The organism is Novosphingobium resinovorum (assembly GCF_001742225.1).
In the GTDB taxonomy this organism is placed as follows: domain Bacteria; phylum Pseudomonadota; class Alphaproteobacteria; order Sphingomonadales; family Sphingomonadaceae; genus Novosphingobium; species Novosphingobium resinovorum_A.
The window spans coordinates 1203710-1219910 of record NZ_CP017075.1 but is presented as its reverse complement, the minus strand read 5'-3'; the positions used below and the strand labels follow the sequence as shown (position 1 = coordinate 1219910).

The following is a 16201-nucleotide window of genomic DNA, read 5'->3' as shown; positions in this document are numbered from 1 at the left end:
CGGGTCGCTTTTTCGTAGCAAAGTGCGTCGGGATCGAAAGAGCCGAGTTTCGGCCGTTGCAAAGCGGGACGATTACGCTATGGGCTAATAATATTACGGCGCGCTCGCATTTTCGATGTAGATGTTGCAACAAGGCGAAGCGAGAGGCGTGTGCCTGGGGAATTTGAATGATCAATCTCGATGAAATCGACCGTCGCCTGCTGGCGGAATTGCAGGCGGAAGGTCGCATCACCAATGTCGAACTCGCCCAGCGCGTGGGCCTGACCGCGCCGCCGTGCCTGCGCCGCGTGCGCAGCCTCGAGGAAGCGGGCGTGATCCAGGGCTATCATGCCGATCTCGACGCGTCGAAGCTGGGCTTCACGATCACCGTCTTCGCGCTGGTCAGCCTCAAGAGCCAGGCCGAGGAATCGCTGCGCGCCTTCGAGGACCACATGAAGGGCCTGCCCGAAGTGCGCGAGTGCCACATGCTCAACGGCGAGATCGACTTCATCCTGAAGATCGTCAGCCGCGATCTGCAGAGCTTCCAGGAATTCCTCACCAGCAAGCTGACGCCCGCGCCCAACGTGGACAGCGTCAAGACCTCGCTGACGATCCGCACCGCCAAGAGCATCCCGGGCGTTCCGCTGGGCTGAGGTTGGAGCGATGCGCGTGACGGGACGGTCGAAGCGTACGCCTTTGCTCGTTGCGGCGGTGGCGTTGCTGGTGGCGGCGAACGCCTGGTGGTTCTGGCCGCGCGGCGATGCGCAGAATACAGCGGCTTTCCAACTCGCCGACAGCAGCGACTACGGGCGAGGTTCAGTAGCGGCAGGCATCACGCGTGCGGACATTGACGCCGCGTCGTTCTATGACGCCGCTGCCGACCGCTGGTTGGTGCAGGGCAAGCCGATTGCCGATCTTCACGGGCATATGTTGCCAGCAGAACCGCGCGGCAAGCGTCCGGGTTTCGTCATCGCGGGATTGGCGCAGCAGGCAACCACCGAGGATGTGCGCAAGGCGCTCCTCAATCTGACCGGGCAGGGTATCTGCCTTGTTGCGCTGCCCGATGCGGTCGATCCGCAGGGCGTGTCGGTGCACCGGATCGTTGCGGTTCGCGATGACCGGGGGGAACTGCGTCACTGCAAGGGGTGACGTACCGAAGTCGCCTTCATAGCGCCCGTCATCCCAGCGAAGGCTGGGACCGCTCTCGTCAGAGCTGCGCTATCTGCAAGACCCCCGCAAAATCCGCGCTGACCTGCCGATAGGGTGTAACATGGTCATAGCGGTCCCAGCCTTCGCTGGGATGACGATCGTGCTGCCGTTCAAAGCCCCGCGGCAGCCTCCAGCGCCAGCATGTAGCTTTGCGCGCCGAACCCGGCGATCGTGCCCTTCGCCGCCATGCCGACCCACGACTTGTGCCGGAAGTCCTCGCGCGTGTGCGGGTTGGAGAGATGGACCTCGATCACCGGCGCGGTGATAGAACGGATCGCGTCGAGCAGCGCCACCGATGTATGCGTATAGGCCCCGGCGTTCAGCAGCACCGCGTGGGCGCCCGCGTCCTCGGCCTCGTGCAGCCAGTCGACGAGGTCGCCTTCGTGGTTGGACTGGAAGAGCAGGACACTGATGCCCAGCGTCTTGCCGCGTTCTTCCAGCATCGCGCCGATGTCGTCGAGGGTCTGCGATCCGTAGATCGCCGGTTCGCGCTTGCCCAGCCGGTTGAGGTTGGGGCCGTTGAGCACGTAGACCAGCTTTTCCGTCATGGACTTGAATACCTTCCGCCAAAGCAGCGCGAGTTGTGGGACGCGAGGTTTAGCGGGCCGGGCGCAGGGTGCAAGCTGGACGGCGGCGCAGTGTCATTCGACCTTGGCGTGTCATTCAACCTTGCCGATGCCGGGATCGGGCGCGGCGAGCGCGCTGCCGATGCTGGGCGCCGAGGGTGGCGGCGCTGCGGGCGGCGGCGGGGAATTGCCCGGTCCGTCGTCCTTTTTCGAGGCCTGTTCGCTTGCGGGGGCATCGCCGCCGTAGAACGCCGCGAGCTTCGCTTCGCGCTCGGCCTTGGCGCGGGCCTTGGCTTCTGCGGCCGCGTCCTCGGCGGTGCTCTCGGTCGGGGCAGGTGCGGGAGGCTGGCTGCAGCCCGCCAGCGAAAAAAGCCCGGCAAGGCCAATCAAGGCTTTGCCGAGCGGACGGTGAAGGAGGGAGAGCGCGATCATGCGAGCAGGATAGCGCGAAAGCGTTAGCGTTTCGCTTACCGGTCGGAGCCCTTGGTCTTGCCCCACTGGCGCATCGCCGAATAGCCGAGGTAGCCTGTGCCGAAGAGCGCATAGAGCGGCTCCGGAATCCCCGCGAGATAGCCGTTCATCCCCGCGCCGATGGCCTTGGCGAGCCCCGGATTGAACGCCGCGACCACGCCCATCGGCAAGGCCCAGAGGATCACGAGGTACATCACGTAGAGAAAGCTCGGCCGCGCGCGGCTGGTCCAGGGGTCGGCGCTGTTCGCCTCGGCGACGATGGCCGAAAGGCTGGCCTGCAGCATTTCGAGTTCCTGGGTGTTCTCGAGCTTGAGCAGTTCCAGCTTGGCGCGGTCGCGCGCCTCGGGGTCGGGGACGACCTTGTCGATGATGCGGGTAACGGGGCCGAGCAGCGAATCGAGGAGGGCCATGGCAGGATCCTTTGCGAAAGTGACCCGCTTTCAAATGACCATATCGGTTCGTGTAGGAAAATGAATTCTTGCGCGCGGCCGCTGGGTTAGCGCCGCTGCGCAGGCTGGCACATCGAACCGGCTTCTTTCGCCAGCGCGAAATCTCCGGCCCTGAGCGCCGCCTTGCGCGCATCCGCGCACTTGCCGTCAGCGATCAGCGTGCCGACTTCTTCGCGAAGACCCTGCTCCTGACGGACCGCCTCCCGTTCCTCGTTCTTGTCGCGCAGGCGCTCGACTTCCTGAAAGCCCGAGTATCGCTGCTGGGCCGGATTGTCGCCCATGGTCTGGGTGGCCGTGCACGATGCGACATTGCCGAGGCGATAGCACGACGCGGTCTGCGCCATCGCAGGATAGGTCGCGAAGGTGCCCAGCCCGAAGGCAGCGACTGCAAGTGAGAGCTTCATGTTCACCCCGACATGTCAGACCATGGAAGGTGTCCGGGATGGCTGCGCAAGGCTATCTGGTCAAGTCCGGGGAGCCGATGACGGCCAATGTCATGGCCCCATCATCGTCGCCGGAACGAAAAACGCCGTCTCCCGCATGAAGCAGGAGACGGCGTTTTTGATTGGTCGGGACGAGAGGATTCGAACCTCCGACCCCCACACCCCCAGTGTGATGCGCTACCAGGCTGCGCTACGTCCCGACCGGAGCGCGGCCTATAGGCAGGTCTTTTCGGATGCGCAAGCACCTCCGGCATAGTTTTTCATCGCGTTGTCCACTCGCTTGAACGAAGGCGTGCGCGCCCTATCTGGCCCAGACACAGTGGGGGAGGCGCGGGAAGCCCGCGTTGCCAGCGCTTCGCTTTATTGCTAACCGCCCGCATCCGCCTGCGCGCAGGCTGCGGATCATACCGTCATGCGCGTCAGGCCCGGCCGGCACACGATTCGCCGTCCGACACGCGACACGAGAAGGCCCATCATTTTCATGCAGACCTCGATCCTCGCCCAGCTTGCCGCAGCCGCCCCCGCCGGTGCGCCGCCGGCCTGGATGACTTACCTGCCGTTCGTGGCGATGGCCGCGATCTTCTGGTTCCTCATCCTGCGCCCGCAGATGAAGCAGCAGAAGGAGCAGAAGAACAAGCTCGCGGCGCTCAAGAAGGGTGACGAGGTGCTGACCGGTGGCGGCCTGATCGGCAAGATCGTCAAGGTCGACGACAACTACGCCGAGATCGAACTGGCGCAGGGCGTGAAGGTCAAGGCGCTCAAGTCCACGATCGTCGACGTGATCCCACCCGCAGGCTCGAAGCCCGCGAACGACTGAACCGACCGGACGCTCCTTTGGGAAAGCGATTAGGCGATGCTTGAATTCTCGATCTTCAAGAAGGTCTGGTACTGGGGGATAGCGGCGGTGCTCTGCCTGCTGTCCGTACCCACGCTGCTGACCTTCACCAATATCCACCTGCCCGCAGGCGTGCCCGCGCCCAAGGTCAACCTCGGCCTCGATCTTGCGGGCGGCTCGCGCCTGCTGCTGGAAGCCGACCGCAATCAGGTCGTTCAGCAGCGCCTGCAGGGCATGGAGGAATCGGTCCGCACCAAGCTGGGCGCGGCCGAGCCCGCCATCGGCATCGGCGACGTATCGAGCCGGGGCGGCCGTCTGACCTTCACCGTACGCGACACGTCGCAGGTGGACGCCGCGCGCGAGGCGCTGCTGCCGCTGACCAATGGTGCGGGCCTGACCGGCCAGCGTGACTGGGACATCTCGGTCGTCAACGGCAACCAGTTCGTGCTGGCGCCGACTTCGGCGGGCATCGACCTCGAAGTCAGCAACGCGATGGAAACCGCCGTCGAGGTCGTCCGCAAGCGTATCGACGCGCTGGGCACCAAGGAGCCCGACATCCGCCGTCTCGGCGGCACCCGCATCGACGTGCAGGTGCCCGGTCTGCAGGATCCGGCGGCGCTCAAGGCGCTGCTCGGCCAGACCGCCAAGCTCGAATTCAAGATGGTGGACGAGACCGCATCGCCCGCCGACCTCGCACAGGGCATCGCGCCTCCGGGTGACGAGATCGCGCCTTATGCCGAGGGCATGGCTGAAGGGCCGAGCCCGGTCATCGCGGTCAAGCGCCTCGGCGGCATCACCGGCGACCAGCTGACGAACGCCAAGCAGGGCTTCGACCAGCAGAACAACCGCGCGGTGGTGAACATCACCTTCAACCAGCAGGGCGGCGAGAAGTTCGCGGCGCTGACCAGCGCCAACGTCGGCAAGCGCTTCGCCATCATCCTCGACGGCAAGGTGCTCTCGGCGCCCTCGATCAACGAGGCGATCCTGGGCGGCAGCGCGCAGATCTCGGGCAGCTTTACCACGAAGTCGGCCACTCAGCTGGCGATCGCGCTGCGTTCGGGCGCACTGCCGGTGGACCTCAAGGTCGTCGAGGAACGCACCGTCGGTCCCGACCTCGGCGCCGAGGCGATCCATAAGGGTGCCGTCGCGATGGGCGTCGGCACGCTGGCGCTCGTGCTCTTCATCATCCTGACTTACGGCCGTTTCGGCATCTATGCCTGCATCTGCGCCCTTGCGATCAACATCCTGATGATCCTGGGCGTGATGGCGGTGTTCGGCACCACTCTGACGCTGCCGGGCATCGCCGGCTTCGTGCTGACGCTGGGCGCGGCGGTGGACGCCAACGTGCTCATCAACGAACGCATCCGCGAGGAACGGTCCAAGGGCCGCCGCGTGGTGCAGTCGGTGGAACTGGGCTACAAGGAAGCGAGCCGCGCGATCTTCGACGCCAACATCACCAACTCGATCGCGGCGCTGCTGATGTTCGCGTTCGGTTCGGGTCCGGTGCGCGGCTTCGCGGTCGTGCTGATGATCGGTATCGTCACCTCGGTGTTCACCGCCGTGACCCTGACCCGCATGTGGGTTGCCGGATGGCTGCGCAAGGCGCGCCCTTCGGACCTCAACCTGTAAGCGCGGAGAGAGACAATGAAGCTCCTCAAGCTCATTCCCGACAACACCAACATCCACTTTCTCAAGTGGCAGTGGCCGTTCTTCATCAGCAACATCGTGCTGATGGTCGCCTCGGTGGTGCTGCTGTTCACCCACGGGTTGAACCTGGGCGTCGACTTCGTCGGCGGCCAGATGATCCGCGTGACCTTCGAGCGCAGCGCGGTCGCGCCGGTGGACGCGCTGACCAAGACCGTCGACAAGCTCGGCTACGGCGAGCCGGTCGTGCAGAACTTCGGCAAGCCCAACGAAGTCTCGCTGCGCATGCGCCTGCCCGAGGGCACCGAGGCGCATCCGCAGTTGGCCGACGCGATGGCGCAGAAGATCACCACCACGGTCAAGCAGGCATTCCCGGATGCGCGCATCGACGGCGTCGATTCGGTCTCGGGCAAGGTCTCGGGCGAACTGCTCAAGACCGGCGTGCTGGCGCTGAGCCTGGCGATGCTGTGCATCTCGATCTACATCTGGGTGCGTTTCGAATGGCAGTTCGCCGCAGGGGCCTTGTTCGCGCTGATCCAGGACATTCTGCTGACCGTGGGCATGTTCTCGCTGACGCAGATGGAGTTCGACCTCAACATCGTGGCGGCGCTGCTGACGCTGCTGGGTTATTCGCTGAACGACAAGATCGTGGTCTACGACCGCATCCGCGAGAACCTCAAGAAGCACCGCCGCATGCCGATGGCCGAACTGCTCGACCTGTCGGTGAACGAGACGCTGTCGCGCACGGTCGTGACCTCGCTGTCGATCCTGATCATGCTGGTGGCGCTGCTGCTGCTGGGTCCGGACGTGATCTTCGGCTTCACCGCCGCGATCACGCTGGGCATCTTCATCGGTACGTACAGCTCGATCTTCATGTCCGCGCCGATCCTGATCTGGCTGGGCGTGAAGTCGGACAGCTTCGTGCAGACCGAATCGGCGATCGACCGTCAGGAGCGTCTGGCCCGCGAGCGTGGTCAGCCGCAGCCCTGATCTTCCTCGGCGGCTAGAGAAAAAGGCCCGTCCCGCGCGATGCGGGGCGGGCCTTTTCGCTGGCGCGCGCTATAGCGGCTCAGGTTTGGAGAATACGATGAGCAATCCGTCGAAGGCGTGGGACGCCCCGCAAGTGCGCAAATGGCTGGAGCGCCGGTTCGAAGCGGCGAAACTCGACCAGGCGGACGCCGACAGGCGCGGCTACGAGGCGCAGGACGACTACGACAAGGCGGCGGCCGAGGAATGGGTCTGCCGGACGCTGAAGGCGGCGGACTGCGTGGACGACCAGACCGCCTTCGCCGCGCGGATCAAGGAACTGATCGCTGAGGACGAATACCGGGTGACGGGCATCTATGACGATGCGCGCTTCCAGCGGAACGTCCGCGGCCAGCTACGCAAGCTGGCCAAGATGACCAAGGCGAACGAAGGGTTCGAAAAGACGCTGCGATATCAGTGAGCGCGGCGCGGCGGGCGATCAGGCTTTCGTCAAAGCCTTGGCCACGCTCACGAACTCCGCGACCGACAGCGTTTCGGCCCGGCGCTGGGCGTCGATACCGAGGGCTTCCAGCGCATCCAGTGCGCCGGGCACGCCCTTGAGGCTCTGGCGCAGCATCTTGCGGCGCTGGCCGAAGGCGCCCTCGGTCACGCGCTCCAGCACGCGCATGGAAACGCCCTCGGGCGCTTCGCGGGGCACGACGTGGACGATCGCCGACATGACCTTGGGCGGCGGGGTGAAGGCGCTGCGGTGGACCTTCATCGCCAGCTTCGCCTTCGAGCGCCACTGCGCCAGCACCGCAAGGCGGCCATAGGCGGAAGTATCCGGCTCGGCGACGATGCGGCGGGCGACTTCCTCCTGGAACATCAGCGTCAGCGAGGCCCACTGCGGCGGCCATGCCTCTCCCGATAGCCAGCCGGTGAACAGCGCCGTGCCGACGTTGTAGGGCAGGTTGGAGAGGATGTGATACTCGCCCGCGAACAGCGTCTTCGGATCGATCTTGAGCGCGTCGCCCTCGATGACCTTGAGCTTGCCGGGGAATGCCTCCGCCAGTTCGGCGAGGGCGGGCAGGCAGCGGCGGTCCATCTCAATCGCGGTGACGTTGGCGCCCGCACGCAGCAGGGCGCGGGTCAGGCCGCCGGGGCCGGGGCCGACTTCGAGCACGTCCTTGCCGTCCAGCGATCCGGGAATCGCGGCGATGCGGTCGAGCAGTTGCTCATCGAACAGGAAGTTCTGGCCGAGCGCCTTGGAGGCCGAAAGGCCGTGGCGGGCGATAACTTCGCGTAAGGGGGGGAGGGTGGTCATTGCGTAAGTGCCCACCCCGTCCGGCTAGGCGGTAAACCGCCAAGCCTACCGGCCCTCCCGCAAGCGGGAGGGCTGAACGGTGCTGCTCCCCTCCCGCTTGCGGAAGGGGCGGGGGGTGGGCCTACTAGTGGATTCGTCTTCATGCGGCCCTCCGCGCGGCGCATTCGCCGGCCATGCGGATCGCGGCGATCATCGCGCCGGCGCTCGCCATGCCCTTGCCGGCGATGGCGAAGGCGGTGCCGTGGTCGGGCGAGGTGCGCACAATCGGCAGGCCGAGCGTCACGTTCACGCCCTGATCGAAGTCGAGCGTCTTGATCGGGATCAGCGCCTGATCGTGGTACATGCATAGCGCCACGTCGTAGCCCTCGCGCGCGTGGGCGGCGAACAGGGCGTCGGCGGGATGCGGGCCGGTGACGGCCAGCCCCTCGGCCTGCAGGGCGGCGATGGCGGGGACGATGACGTCGCGGTCCTCGGTGCCCATGCGGCCGTCCTCGCCCGCGTGCGGGTTGAGGCCGGTGATCGCGATGCGCGCCGACGGCAGGCCGAAATCGCGGGCGAGGGCGCGGGCGACGATGCGGGCCTTGCTCTCGATGAGGTCGCGGGTGACGAGGCCCGGCACTGCCGCCAGTGCTTCGTGGACGGTCAGCGGCACGGTGCGCAAGGACGGCCCGGCGAGCATCATAACGGCTGCCTCGTGGGGCAAGCCGCAGGCGTCGGCGAGGAATTCGGTTTGCCCGGGCTGGGTGAAGCCGACTGCGGCCAGTTTCGACTTGGCGATCGGGCCGGTGACCACGCCGCCCGCCTCGCCCGACAGCGCGAGCGCGGTGGCCTTGGTCAGCGAGTGCAGGGCGAGCGCTGCGCCCTCGATGGTCGGTTCACCGAATGCGGGAGCGCAGTCCTCGCCGCCCAGCACCGGCAGGGCCGAGCCGAATACGCTTGCCGCTTCACTGGCTGCAGAGATCGACGCGACAGGCAGGTCGATCCCGCGCGTCGCCGCTGCTGCGCGCAGGACAGCCGCGCCGCCTACGACGAAGAACGGCGGGAGGGCCATTTCCCTGCGCCGCACCCAGCTTTCGGCAATCACTTCGGGGGCGATCCCGGCGGGATCGCCCAAAGACACGGCGAGTGGGGCCGTCATAGTCCGATCAGTTGTATTCGATGACGGCATCACGGCGCAGGTCGCGCAAGTAGGTCTGCGCGCGCTTGTTGACGCGGTCGTCCTCGAGCTGGGCCTGAAGCTGTTCGAAGCTCGGGCCGCTCTCGGTCTGCGGGTCGTCGCGGCCGCACAGCATGAGGATACGCACGCCGTCTTCGAGCGAGCCGAACGGCGGCAGTGTTTCGCCGGGTGAAAGCTGCAGGATCGAGTTCTGGATCTGCGCCGGAAGGTCGCGCGCCTTGACCTGGTCGTTGGTGACGACTTGCGCGCCGAGACCCTTGGCCACGCCATCGACGTCGCCGCAGCCCTTGGCCGCCTTCATCGCGGTCTGGAACGCCTCGGCGCGCTTGCCGGCCTCGGCCTCGCTCACGCCCTTGGGGAAGGGCAGCGAGATCTGCTTCAGCGCGAGAACCGCGTCGCGCGGATCGGCGGTGAGGACCTGGCGCTTGTCGATCAGGTAAAGGATGTCGAAACCGCCGGGCACCTCGATCGGGCCGACCAGCTGGCCGGATTCCATGTCGCGGGCGACGGCCTGCAGTTCGGTGGGCAACTGCGCAAGGCGCACCCAGCCCAGGTCGCCGCCGACCGAGGCAGTGCTCGCCTGCGAATACTGGCGGGCATAGGCGACGAAGCTGCCGCCACCCTTGAGCTGCTGCACGATCTGCGTGGCGTTCTGGTAGACCTGATCGCGCGCCTCGGGCGAGGCGGCGAGGTAGATTTCACCGAGGCGGTACTCGTCGGTGCCCTTGGCGGCCTTGAGGCGGGCCAGCACGTCGTTCACTTCGTCGTCGGAAACGTTGATGAAGGGCTGGACGTTGCGCTGGAGCAGGCGCTGCCACGAAAGCTCGCCGCGAATCTGGCGCTTGAGCGAGTCCGCCGAGGAACCGACGCGCTTGAGGTAAGCGTCCATGGCGGAGGTGTTCTGGCCGAAGTTCTGCTGCGCGACGCGGGCATAGGACTGGTTGATCTCGGCCTCGTCTACCGAGACGTCGGCGGCCTTGGCCTCCTGGATCTGCAGCGTCTCGTCGATGAGGTTGCGCAGGACCTGCAGGCGCAGGCGCTTGAGTTCTTCCTCGTCGATCTTGCCCTGGTTGGCCGCGACGATGAGGGCAAGGCGCTGGTCGACGTCGGTGCCGGTGATGACGTCGCCATTCACGACCGCAGTGGCGCGGCGCATGTTCGGGTTGTCGTTGCCGAAAATCTTCACGTCGTCGGGGATCGAAATCTCGCCCTGCGGAGCGGATTGAGCATGAACGGTCAGCGCGGAAGACATCGCAGCGAGGCCGCCGACGCAAAGGAGGGCGCGCTTGAGGAACTTGCGGTTAACTGCTTGCACCGTTGTATCAATCCCGTTTTCGACCGACCCGTGGGGCCGGTGCATCAACGGCGGGAAGTCCCGAAGCCGGGAATTGCCGCCGCATTTATCCAAGTCACACCTGCCGGGAGGCGGCTTAACTGAAAATGAGCACACCCGATAGCGGCTTTGCCGGAATGTGCCAATCTTTGCTCGTGCGTATCGGGCGAAGGCGAACCTAGATGCCGCCGCCGATGTTCTTCAGCGCGAAGCCCAGCTGGAAAGAGTCGCCGCGCTTCACGTCGCCGAGCGCCACGTAATCGCGGCGCCAGGTCAGCGAAATCTGGACGCAGTCGTCTTCGTAGGCCGCGCCGAAGCGCGTGCGCAGCGGCTGGAAACCGTTGGAGCCGTATTGCAGGTTGTCCTTGCGGCTGGTCATGTTGACGACGGCCGAGCCGAACATCGACCAGTAGCGGGCAAACGCGATACGCCCTGCAGCGCGCAGTTCCTCCCTGTCCTGCAAGTCTTCGACGCTGTTGACGATGTTGCGATTAAGGCGGGTGTAACCCAGTTCGAGGTAGCTCTGGGTATTGCCGATCACCGCATCGAATTCGTTGCGGCGCACGGCCATCGTGTCCTTGTCCAGCCTGAAGCGGTGGATAAAGTTCAGGAAGTCCCGGTAGCGGATCTCGGTGCGGCCGACGATGTCGGAGGTCTTGTTCGACAGACCGGTGCCATCGGGCAGAACGGTGTTCTGGTTGCTCAGGCGCACCGACTGGCCCACCGTGGTCTTGATCTTCCAGCGCGGCCGCTCGAACTGCCAGTCGAAGCCGTAGGTGAAGCGCACGCCGTCCTCGACCCGGTCGTAGCCCGGGAAGCGGTTGAGAGCGAAGAGGTTGCCGGTGTCGAGATCGACCGCGCGCGAATCCTCGTTGGGGATCGCGAGGTTCCGGAAGTGGGGCGAGGCGACCAACTGGACGCGCGGGGTCAGCACCTGCGTGCCGCCGAATGCCTGCCCTACCAGCGGCCACTTTACATCCACCGCCGCCGTCGCGATGCCGCGCTCCTGCCAGCCGGCGAGCCCGCGATACAGGTCTTCCGTGGTCAGGGCGTTGTCGGAGGAGTGGTAGACGTCACCGCGCACGAGCCCGGTAACGGTGATTTCCTGGCCCATGCGGGTCAACTGGCGCAGTGACCATTGCGCACTGGCAAAGGCACGCTGGGTGTCCTGCCCGTCGGTCCGGCTGATGTTAAGCGAATTGGCCTGAATCTCGAATTTGCCGCCGAGGAGCGGGTCGTCGATGCGCCGGCGATAGTCGATCATCGGCAGCGCCACCGGGATCAGGCCCTGCTGGCGGCTGGCTACCAGGGTCTGCGTGGCGTAGCCCGCGATCGAGAAGTAGCTGTCCTGGTCGATCCGCTCCACTTCGACCATCGAGCGCAGGCGGTCGTCGCGGTTGTTGTCGTAGCGGCGCAGGAAGGTGCGGTCGGTCGCGCGCCGGATCGAGGCGGTGACGCTCCAGTTGTCGTCCAGCTGGAACTTGCCGTTGGCGAAGATGTAGCCGCGGAACGAACGGTTTCCGCTGGTGATCTCCTCACCCGTGCCGCTGTAGATCGGGATGCTGCTGCTGGCGGTGGCGAGGCCGGTGATCTGGTAGGCGCCCTTGTCGGTCAGCGCGCGGTACTGCAGCGATGCCATCGGCGCGGCCTTGGTGAAGGCCGAGACCGTGCCGGTGAGGTCGCGGTTCTCCGCGAGCTTCCAGTAGTACGACTGCGCGATCTCGATGCCGTTCGACGGGCTCGACTTGAGGTCGGGCATCAGGAAGCCGGAGACGGCGTGGCCGTCGGTGCTGATCGTCAGGCCGAACAGCGGCAGTTGCACCGCGCTGAACAGCTCGATCCGGGCGTCCTTGAAGCGCACGCGCTTCTGCGTGTCGGAATAGATGACCTGCTTGGCGACGATGCGCCAGCTGGGCTTCTTAGGGCAGCCGTCATCGTCGGTGACGTCGCAGCCGGTGTAGGCCGCCTTGTGGAGAATGACGTCGCCGTTGGCGATCCGCTCGCCCTTGAGTGCGGCGAGGCGGCCGCCTTCGCGCATGACGAGGAGCAGGTTCTCCATCATGCCGGTCTTGAGTTCGTCGGTCAGCTCGACTTGTCCGGTATAGAGCTGGTTGCCGTCCTGATCGACCATGCGGACATTGCCGTCGGCAAGGATCTTGCCGCTCTGGCGGTTCCAGGTGACCTTGTCGGCGCGGACCGACTGGACCTGTCCCTGGGGATCACGGCGGCGCAGGACGACGTTGCCGGTCGCGGTGACGACTTCGCTGTTCTGCTCGTACTGGACGTCGTCGGCCTCGAAGGCGACGGGCTCGGTCTCGCCGGTGGACACCGGCGGGGCGGCGGGCGCGCCGGCGATCGGGCCGGTATCAACGGGGCGGGCCACGTCCTGCGCAAAAGCGGCGTGGGGCGCGCAAAGCGTCGCGATTCCGAGGGCGAGCGCGTGCAGCGAAAGCGGACGCAAGCGGCGGAACGGGGCTTGCAGCGAAGTCTGCACGGCTGGGAGCATGGGTTGCCTATCGCATCGCCTGTGCCTAACTGCAATCCAGTCATGCGGTGAAGCGCACAAGATCGGCGTTTCACCGGGGAAATCCAGGAGAATCCATGAAAATCCAGTTCCTTGGCGCGGCGGATGAGTCGGCTTCAGGCGTCATCGCGCGTCTCGTCAATCAGGACGCCGTGCCTGCAGACCTCGAAGCGGTGCTGGCGGAAGGCGCGAAGCGTGCGCGTTTCACGGGCAAGGCGGGCCAGGTCTTCGAAGGTTTCGTCGAGCGCAGCGGTAAAGCCGTGCGCGTGGCGCTGGCGGGAATCGGCGAGGCTTCGGCGAAAGACCGCAAGGCTGCGGTGGAAAAGGCCGGCGCGGCTGTCGTCGCCAAGTACCTCACCAGCGGCGAGACCGCGCTGACGCTCGACGTCACCGGCGCGGGTCTCTCGGCGGAGGAAGCGGCAGGGGCGCTGCTCGGCGCGCAGCTGCGTTCGTGGCGCCATGACGTCTATCGCACCAAGCTGGCCGCCGATGCGAAGCCGAGCCTCGCCGAAGTCTCGCTCGTCGGCGCGCCCGAAGGCACCGAGGCGGTTTGGGAGATCGAGCAGGCGATCGCGCAGGGCGTTTCCTTCACCCGCGAACTCGTCACCGAGCCCGCGAACGTGATCTATCCCGAGAGCTTCGTGGAGCGCTGCAAGGCGCGCATGGAGGGCTCTGGCCTCAAGATTCGCGTGCTCGACGACAAGGAGATGGCGGCGCTCGGCATGGGCTCGCTGCTCGGTGTTGCGCAGGGTTCGGTTCGGCCTGCGCGCCTGCTGGTTATGGAGTGGCTGGGCGGCGAAGAGGGTGCGAAGCCAGTCGCCTTCGTCGGCAAGGGCGTGACTTTCGACACCGGCGGCATCAGCCTCAAGCCGCCCGCAGGCATGGAAGACATGAAGTGGGACATGGGCGGCGCCGGTGCGGTGGCCGGCACCATGCTCGCCCTCGCGCTGCGCAAGGCGAAGGCCAACGTCATCGGCGTGTGCGGCCTTGTCGAGAACATGCCTGACGGCAATGCCCAGCGCCCGGGCGACGTGGTGACCTCCATGTCGGGCCAGACCATCGAGGTCATCAACACCGACGCCGAAGGCCGCCTCGTCCTGTGCGACGCACTGACCTGGGTTCAGCGCGAATATGCGCCCGCCAAGGTGATCGACCTCGCGACCCTGACCGGCGCGATCATCCTCAGCCTCTCGCACGAATATGCGGGCCTGTTCTCGAACAACGACGGTCTTGCGGCCGAGTTGAACGCGGCGGGCGATGCCTCCGGCGATCGCCTGTGGCGCATGCCGATGGGGCCGGCATACGACAAGATGATCGACAGCCCGATCGCCGACATGAAGAACGTCGGCCCCCGCTTCGGCGGCTCGATCACGGCGGCGCAGTTCCTGTTGCGCTTCATCGAGAACGACACCCCCTGGGCGCATCTCGACATCGCGGGCACGGTGTGGACCGACAAGCCCGGCGCTACCTGGGACAAGGGCGCGACCGGCTTCGGCGTGCGCCTGCTCGATCGCTTCGTGCGCGACACGATCGAAGTCTGAGCCAGAGAAGGACGCGGTTGAGTGCAGGTCATGTTCTATGAACTCAGCCGCGACCCGGCCCATGCGGTCGTGCCGTTGCTGGCCCGGCGCATCGTCGAGGGCGGGGGGCGCGTGCTCGTGGTCTCCGCCGACGAGCAGCAGCGCGGCCGGATCTCGGCGGCGCTGTGGTCGCACCGGCCGGACGGCTTCCTCGCCAACGGCCAGATGGGCGAGGGCGGCGAGGAGCGTCAGCCGATCCTCCTGTCCGACATTCCCGACCCGGTGAACGGCGCCCGTTTCCTCGTCATCGCCGACGGCGTGTGGTGCGAGGGCGAGGAGCCGTTCGAGCGCACGTTCTACCTCTTCGACGACGAGACCAAGCCGCAGGCCCGCGAGGTCTGGCGTGACTTGCGCGGGCGCGAAGGGGTTAAGAAGGAATACTGGGCGCAGGAAGACGGCCGCTGGGCCAAGAAGGCGGAAGAGTAAGGGCCAAGGCGTCAGGTCCACCCCCGGCCCCTCCCGCAAGCGGGAGGGGAGAAGAAGGCGCGATCGCCCTCCCGCTTGCGGGAGGGCCGGAAGGCTTGGCGATTTATCGCCTAGCCGTACGGGGTGGGCCCCGAACCGGGCCGCAATGCCCACCTTGCGGACAACCCCATTCCCGGCTAGGGGCGCGCCCAACAATAACGCCCTTGTCCAAGGAATAGTCCCATGGCGGTTACCCGCACCTTTTCGATCATCAAGCCCGACGCCACCCGCCGCAACCTGACCGGCGCCGTCACCAAGATGCTCGAGGAAGCCGGCCTGCGCGTCGTCGCATCCAAGCGCATCCAGATGTCGAAGGAACAGGCTGAGGGCTTCTACGCCGTCCACGCCGAGCGTCCGTTCTTCAACGACCTGGTTTCGTTCATGATTTCCGGCCCCGTCGTCGTCCAGGTGCTCGAAGGCGAAGACGCCGTGAAGCGCAACCGTGACATCATGGGCGCCACCAACCCCGAGAACGCCGACGCCGGCACCATCCGCAAGGAACTGGCCGAATCGATCGAAGCCAACTCGGTCCACGGTTCGGATTCGGAAGAGAACGCGGCGATCGAGATCGCCTACTTCTTCAAGCCGGAAGAGATCGTCGGCTGAAGCTGACGGTTAAATCTTCGTAATTCGGGAGAGGGTCGCCGGTTTCGGCGGCCTTTTTCTTTTGGCGCTTGTGGAATGGGGGCTTAGTCTAAGGTTAATTCTTTATATCGGAAACTTTGATGGCCAAGACGATCCTCATTGCGGCATCCCTGTCGTTCTGCGCAGCGGTGCTGATGTCGCATGCAGCCAATACCGATCCCGCGAAAGCAGGCACGGGAATCGAGGCACGGGCGGCGACACCTCATCGCTGACCGCCTATCCATCGGCACGGCGCTGCGCGCGCGCCGAGTTTCGATTTGATCCATCGCGGCTCACTGCTGTACGCTTGCAGCAGAGGAGAACCGTGATGCAGGGAATGGGTGAGGGGGGTGAAACCTGCCCCTTCGAATTCAATTTCGACGAAAAGACCTTCAAGGTTGGCGACACGGTCAGCTTCCGCGTCAACGGCAGCCTCGAAGGCTTCCCTTTCGCGGGCACGCTGACGGAAGTGCACGAGGATTACGTCCTCATCGCCGGAGACCCGCAGGACCCCGACAAGCGCTATCGCGGCACGCGCGAGAGCAGGCCGCAGGTAGATTACACTGAAATCTGACTCGGCCGCGTAGGTTCACGGAGGGGCGGAGCAAGCCT

19 protein-coding genes and 1 tRNA gene are annotated in these 16201 nt (G+C 65.8%); 11 read left to right on the top strand and 9 right to left on the bottom strand.

Annotation, left to right across the window (positions count from 1 at the left end; all coding sequences use genetic code 11):
* Positions 1-167 precede the first annotated feature (167 nt).
* Both BES08_RS05610 and BES08_RS05605 read left to right on the top strand, forming a co-directional pair.
* Positions 168-632 (top strand): Lrp/AsnC family transcriptional regulator, encoded by a 465-nt coding sequence (locus BES08_RS05610; RefSeq protein ID WP_008828388.1) that lies wholly within the window; start codon positions 168-170, stop codon positions 630-632.
* A 10-nt stretch (positions 633-642) separates the two neighbouring features.
* Complete coding sequence (locus tag BES08_RS05605) at positions 643-1128, top strand: hypothetical protein (RefSeq protein ID WP_036524300.1); 486 nt, start codon at positions 643-645, stop codon at positions 1126-1128.
* Between the two features lie 170 nt (positions 1129-1298).
* Here the strand turns inward: BES08_RS05605 and aroQ are convergent, their stop codons facing one another.
* From aroQ to BES08_RS05580, 5 genes are all read right to left on the bottom strand, one after another.
* Complete coding sequence (gene aroQ, locus BES08_RS05600; protein WP_008828386.1) at positions 1299-1736, bottom strand: type II 3-dehydroquinate dehydratase; 438 nt, start codon at positions 1734-1736, stop codon at positions 1299-1301.
* A 111-nt stretch (positions 1737-1847) separates the two neighbouring features.
* Complete coding sequence (locus BES08_RS05595; protein WP_008828385.1) at positions 1848-2186, bottom strand: hypothetical protein; 339 nt, start codon at positions 2184-2186, stop codon at positions 1848-1850.
* 35 nt (positions 2187-2221) lie between these two features.
* Entirely contained in the window at positions 2222-2635 is a 414-nt protein-coding gene (locus BES08_RS05590; protein ID WP_008828384.1) for a holin family protein, read from the bottom strand.
* An 86-nt stretch (positions 2636-2721) separates the two neighbouring features.
* Entirely contained in the window at positions 2722-3078 is a 357-nt protein-coding gene (locus BES08_RS05585; RefSeq protein WP_036524306.1) for a hypothetical protein, read from the bottom strand.
* Positions 3079-3240: 162 nt separating this feature from the next.
* Positions 3241-3317, bottom strand: a tRNA-Pro gene (locus BES08_RS05580).
* Between the two features lie 281 nt (positions 3318-3598).
* Between BES08_RS05580 and yajC the strand changes: the two genes are divergently transcribed.
* The 4 genes from yajC to BES08_RS05560 all read left to right on the top strand — a co-directional run bounded on the left by yajC (position 3599) and on the right by BES08_RS05560 (position 7043).
* On the top strand, positions 3599-3934 hold the full coding sequence (gene yajC, locus BES08_RS05575; RefSeq protein WP_008828382.1) for a preprotein translocase subunit YajC: 336 nt from the start codon (positions 3599-3601) through the stop codon (positions 3932-3934).
* Positions 3935-3970: 36 nt separating this feature from the next.
* On the top strand, positions 3971-5581 hold the full coding sequence (gene secD, locus BES08_RS05570; protein ID WP_008828381.1) for a protein translocase subunit SecD: 1611 nt from the start codon (positions 3971-3973) through the stop codon (positions 5579-5581).
* Between the two features lie 15 nt (positions 5582-5596).
* Positions 5597-6586 (top strand): protein translocase subunit SecF, encoded by a 990-nt coding sequence (gene secF, locus BES08_RS05565; RefSeq protein WP_008828380.1) that lies wholly within the window; start codon positions 5597-5599, stop codon positions 6584-6586.
* Between the two features lie 97 nt (positions 6587-6683).
* The gene (locus BES08_RS05560) at positions 6684-7043 is read left to right on the top strand and encodes a hypothetical protein (protein WP_008828379.1); all 360 of its coding nucleotides are present in this window, start codon (positions 6684-6686) and stop codon (positions 7041-7043) included.
* 18 nt (positions 7044-7061) lie between these two features.
* Here BES08_RS05560 and rsmA read toward each other — a convergent pair whose 3' ends face one another.
* The 4 genes from rsmA to BES08_RS05540 all read right to left on the bottom strand — a co-directional run bounded on the left by rsmA (position 7062) and on the right by BES08_RS05540 (position 12902).
* Complete coding sequence (gene rsmA, locus BES08_RS05555) at positions 7062-7886, bottom strand: 16S rRNA (adenine(1518)-N(6)/adenine(1519)-N(6))-dimethyltransferase RsmA (RefSeq protein ID WP_008828378.1); 825 nt, start codon at positions 7884-7886, stop codon at positions 7062-7064.
* Between the two features lie 139 nt (positions 7887-8025).
* A complete protein-coding gene (gene pdxA / locus BES08_RS05550) occupies positions 8026-9024 on the bottom strand; it encodes a 4-hydroxythreonine-4-phosphate dehydrogenase PdxA (protein WP_008828377.1) in 999 nt (332 codons plus the stop codon).
* Positions 9025-9031: 7 nt separating this feature from the next.
* Positions 9032-10378 carry a peptidylprolyl isomerase gene (locus tag BES08_RS05545; protein WP_008828376.1) on the bottom strand — a complete coding sequence of 449 codons (1347 nt, stop codon included), beginning with the start codon at positions 10376-10378 and terminating at the stop codon, positions 9032-9034.
* 196 nt (positions 10379-10574) lie between these two features.
* Positions 10575-12902 (bottom strand): LPS-assembly protein LptD, encoded by a 2328-nt coding sequence (locus BES08_RS05540; RefSeq protein ID WP_036524314.1) that lies wholly within the window; start codon positions 12900-12902, stop codon positions 10575-10577.
* 95 nt (positions 12903-12997) lie between these two features.
* Between BES08_RS05540 and BES08_RS05535 the strand changes: the two genes are divergently transcribed.
* The 5 genes from BES08_RS05535 to BES08_RS05520 all read left to right on the top strand — a co-directional run bounded on the left by BES08_RS05535 (position 12998) and on the right by BES08_RS05520 (position 16163).
* Positions 12998-14461 (top strand): leucyl aminopeptidase, encoded by a 1464-nt coding sequence (locus BES08_RS05535; RefSeq protein WP_008832851.1) that lies wholly within the window; start codon positions 12998-13000, stop codon positions 14459-14461.
* A 30-nt stretch (positions 14462-14491) separates the two neighbouring features.
* On the top strand, positions 14492-14926 hold the full coding sequence (locus tag BES08_RS05530; RefSeq protein WP_248005897.1) for a DNA polymerase III subunit chi: 435 nt from the start codon (positions 14492-14494) through the stop codon (positions 14924-14926).
* Positions 14927-15148: 222 nt separating this feature from the next.
* On the top strand, positions 15149-15571 hold the full coding sequence (gene ndk, locus BES08_RS05525; RefSeq protein WP_036524317.1) for a nucleoside-diphosphate kinase: 423 nt from the start codon (positions 15149-15151) through the stop codon (positions 15569-15571).
* A gap of 119 nt (positions 15572-15690) precedes the next feature.
* Complete coding sequence (locus BES08_RS34465; RefSeq protein ID WP_268957456.1) at positions 15691-15822, top strand: hypothetical protein; 132 nt, start codon at positions 15691-15693, stop codon at positions 15820-15822.
* 95 nt (positions 15823-15917) lie between these two features.
* Positions 15918-16163 carry a hypothetical protein gene (locus BES08_RS05520; RefSeq protein ID WP_036524320.1) on the top strand — a complete coding sequence of 82 codons (246 nt, stop codon included), beginning with the start codon at positions 15918-15920 and terminating at the stop codon, positions 16161-16163.
* Positions 16164-16201 lie beyond the last annotated feature (38 nt).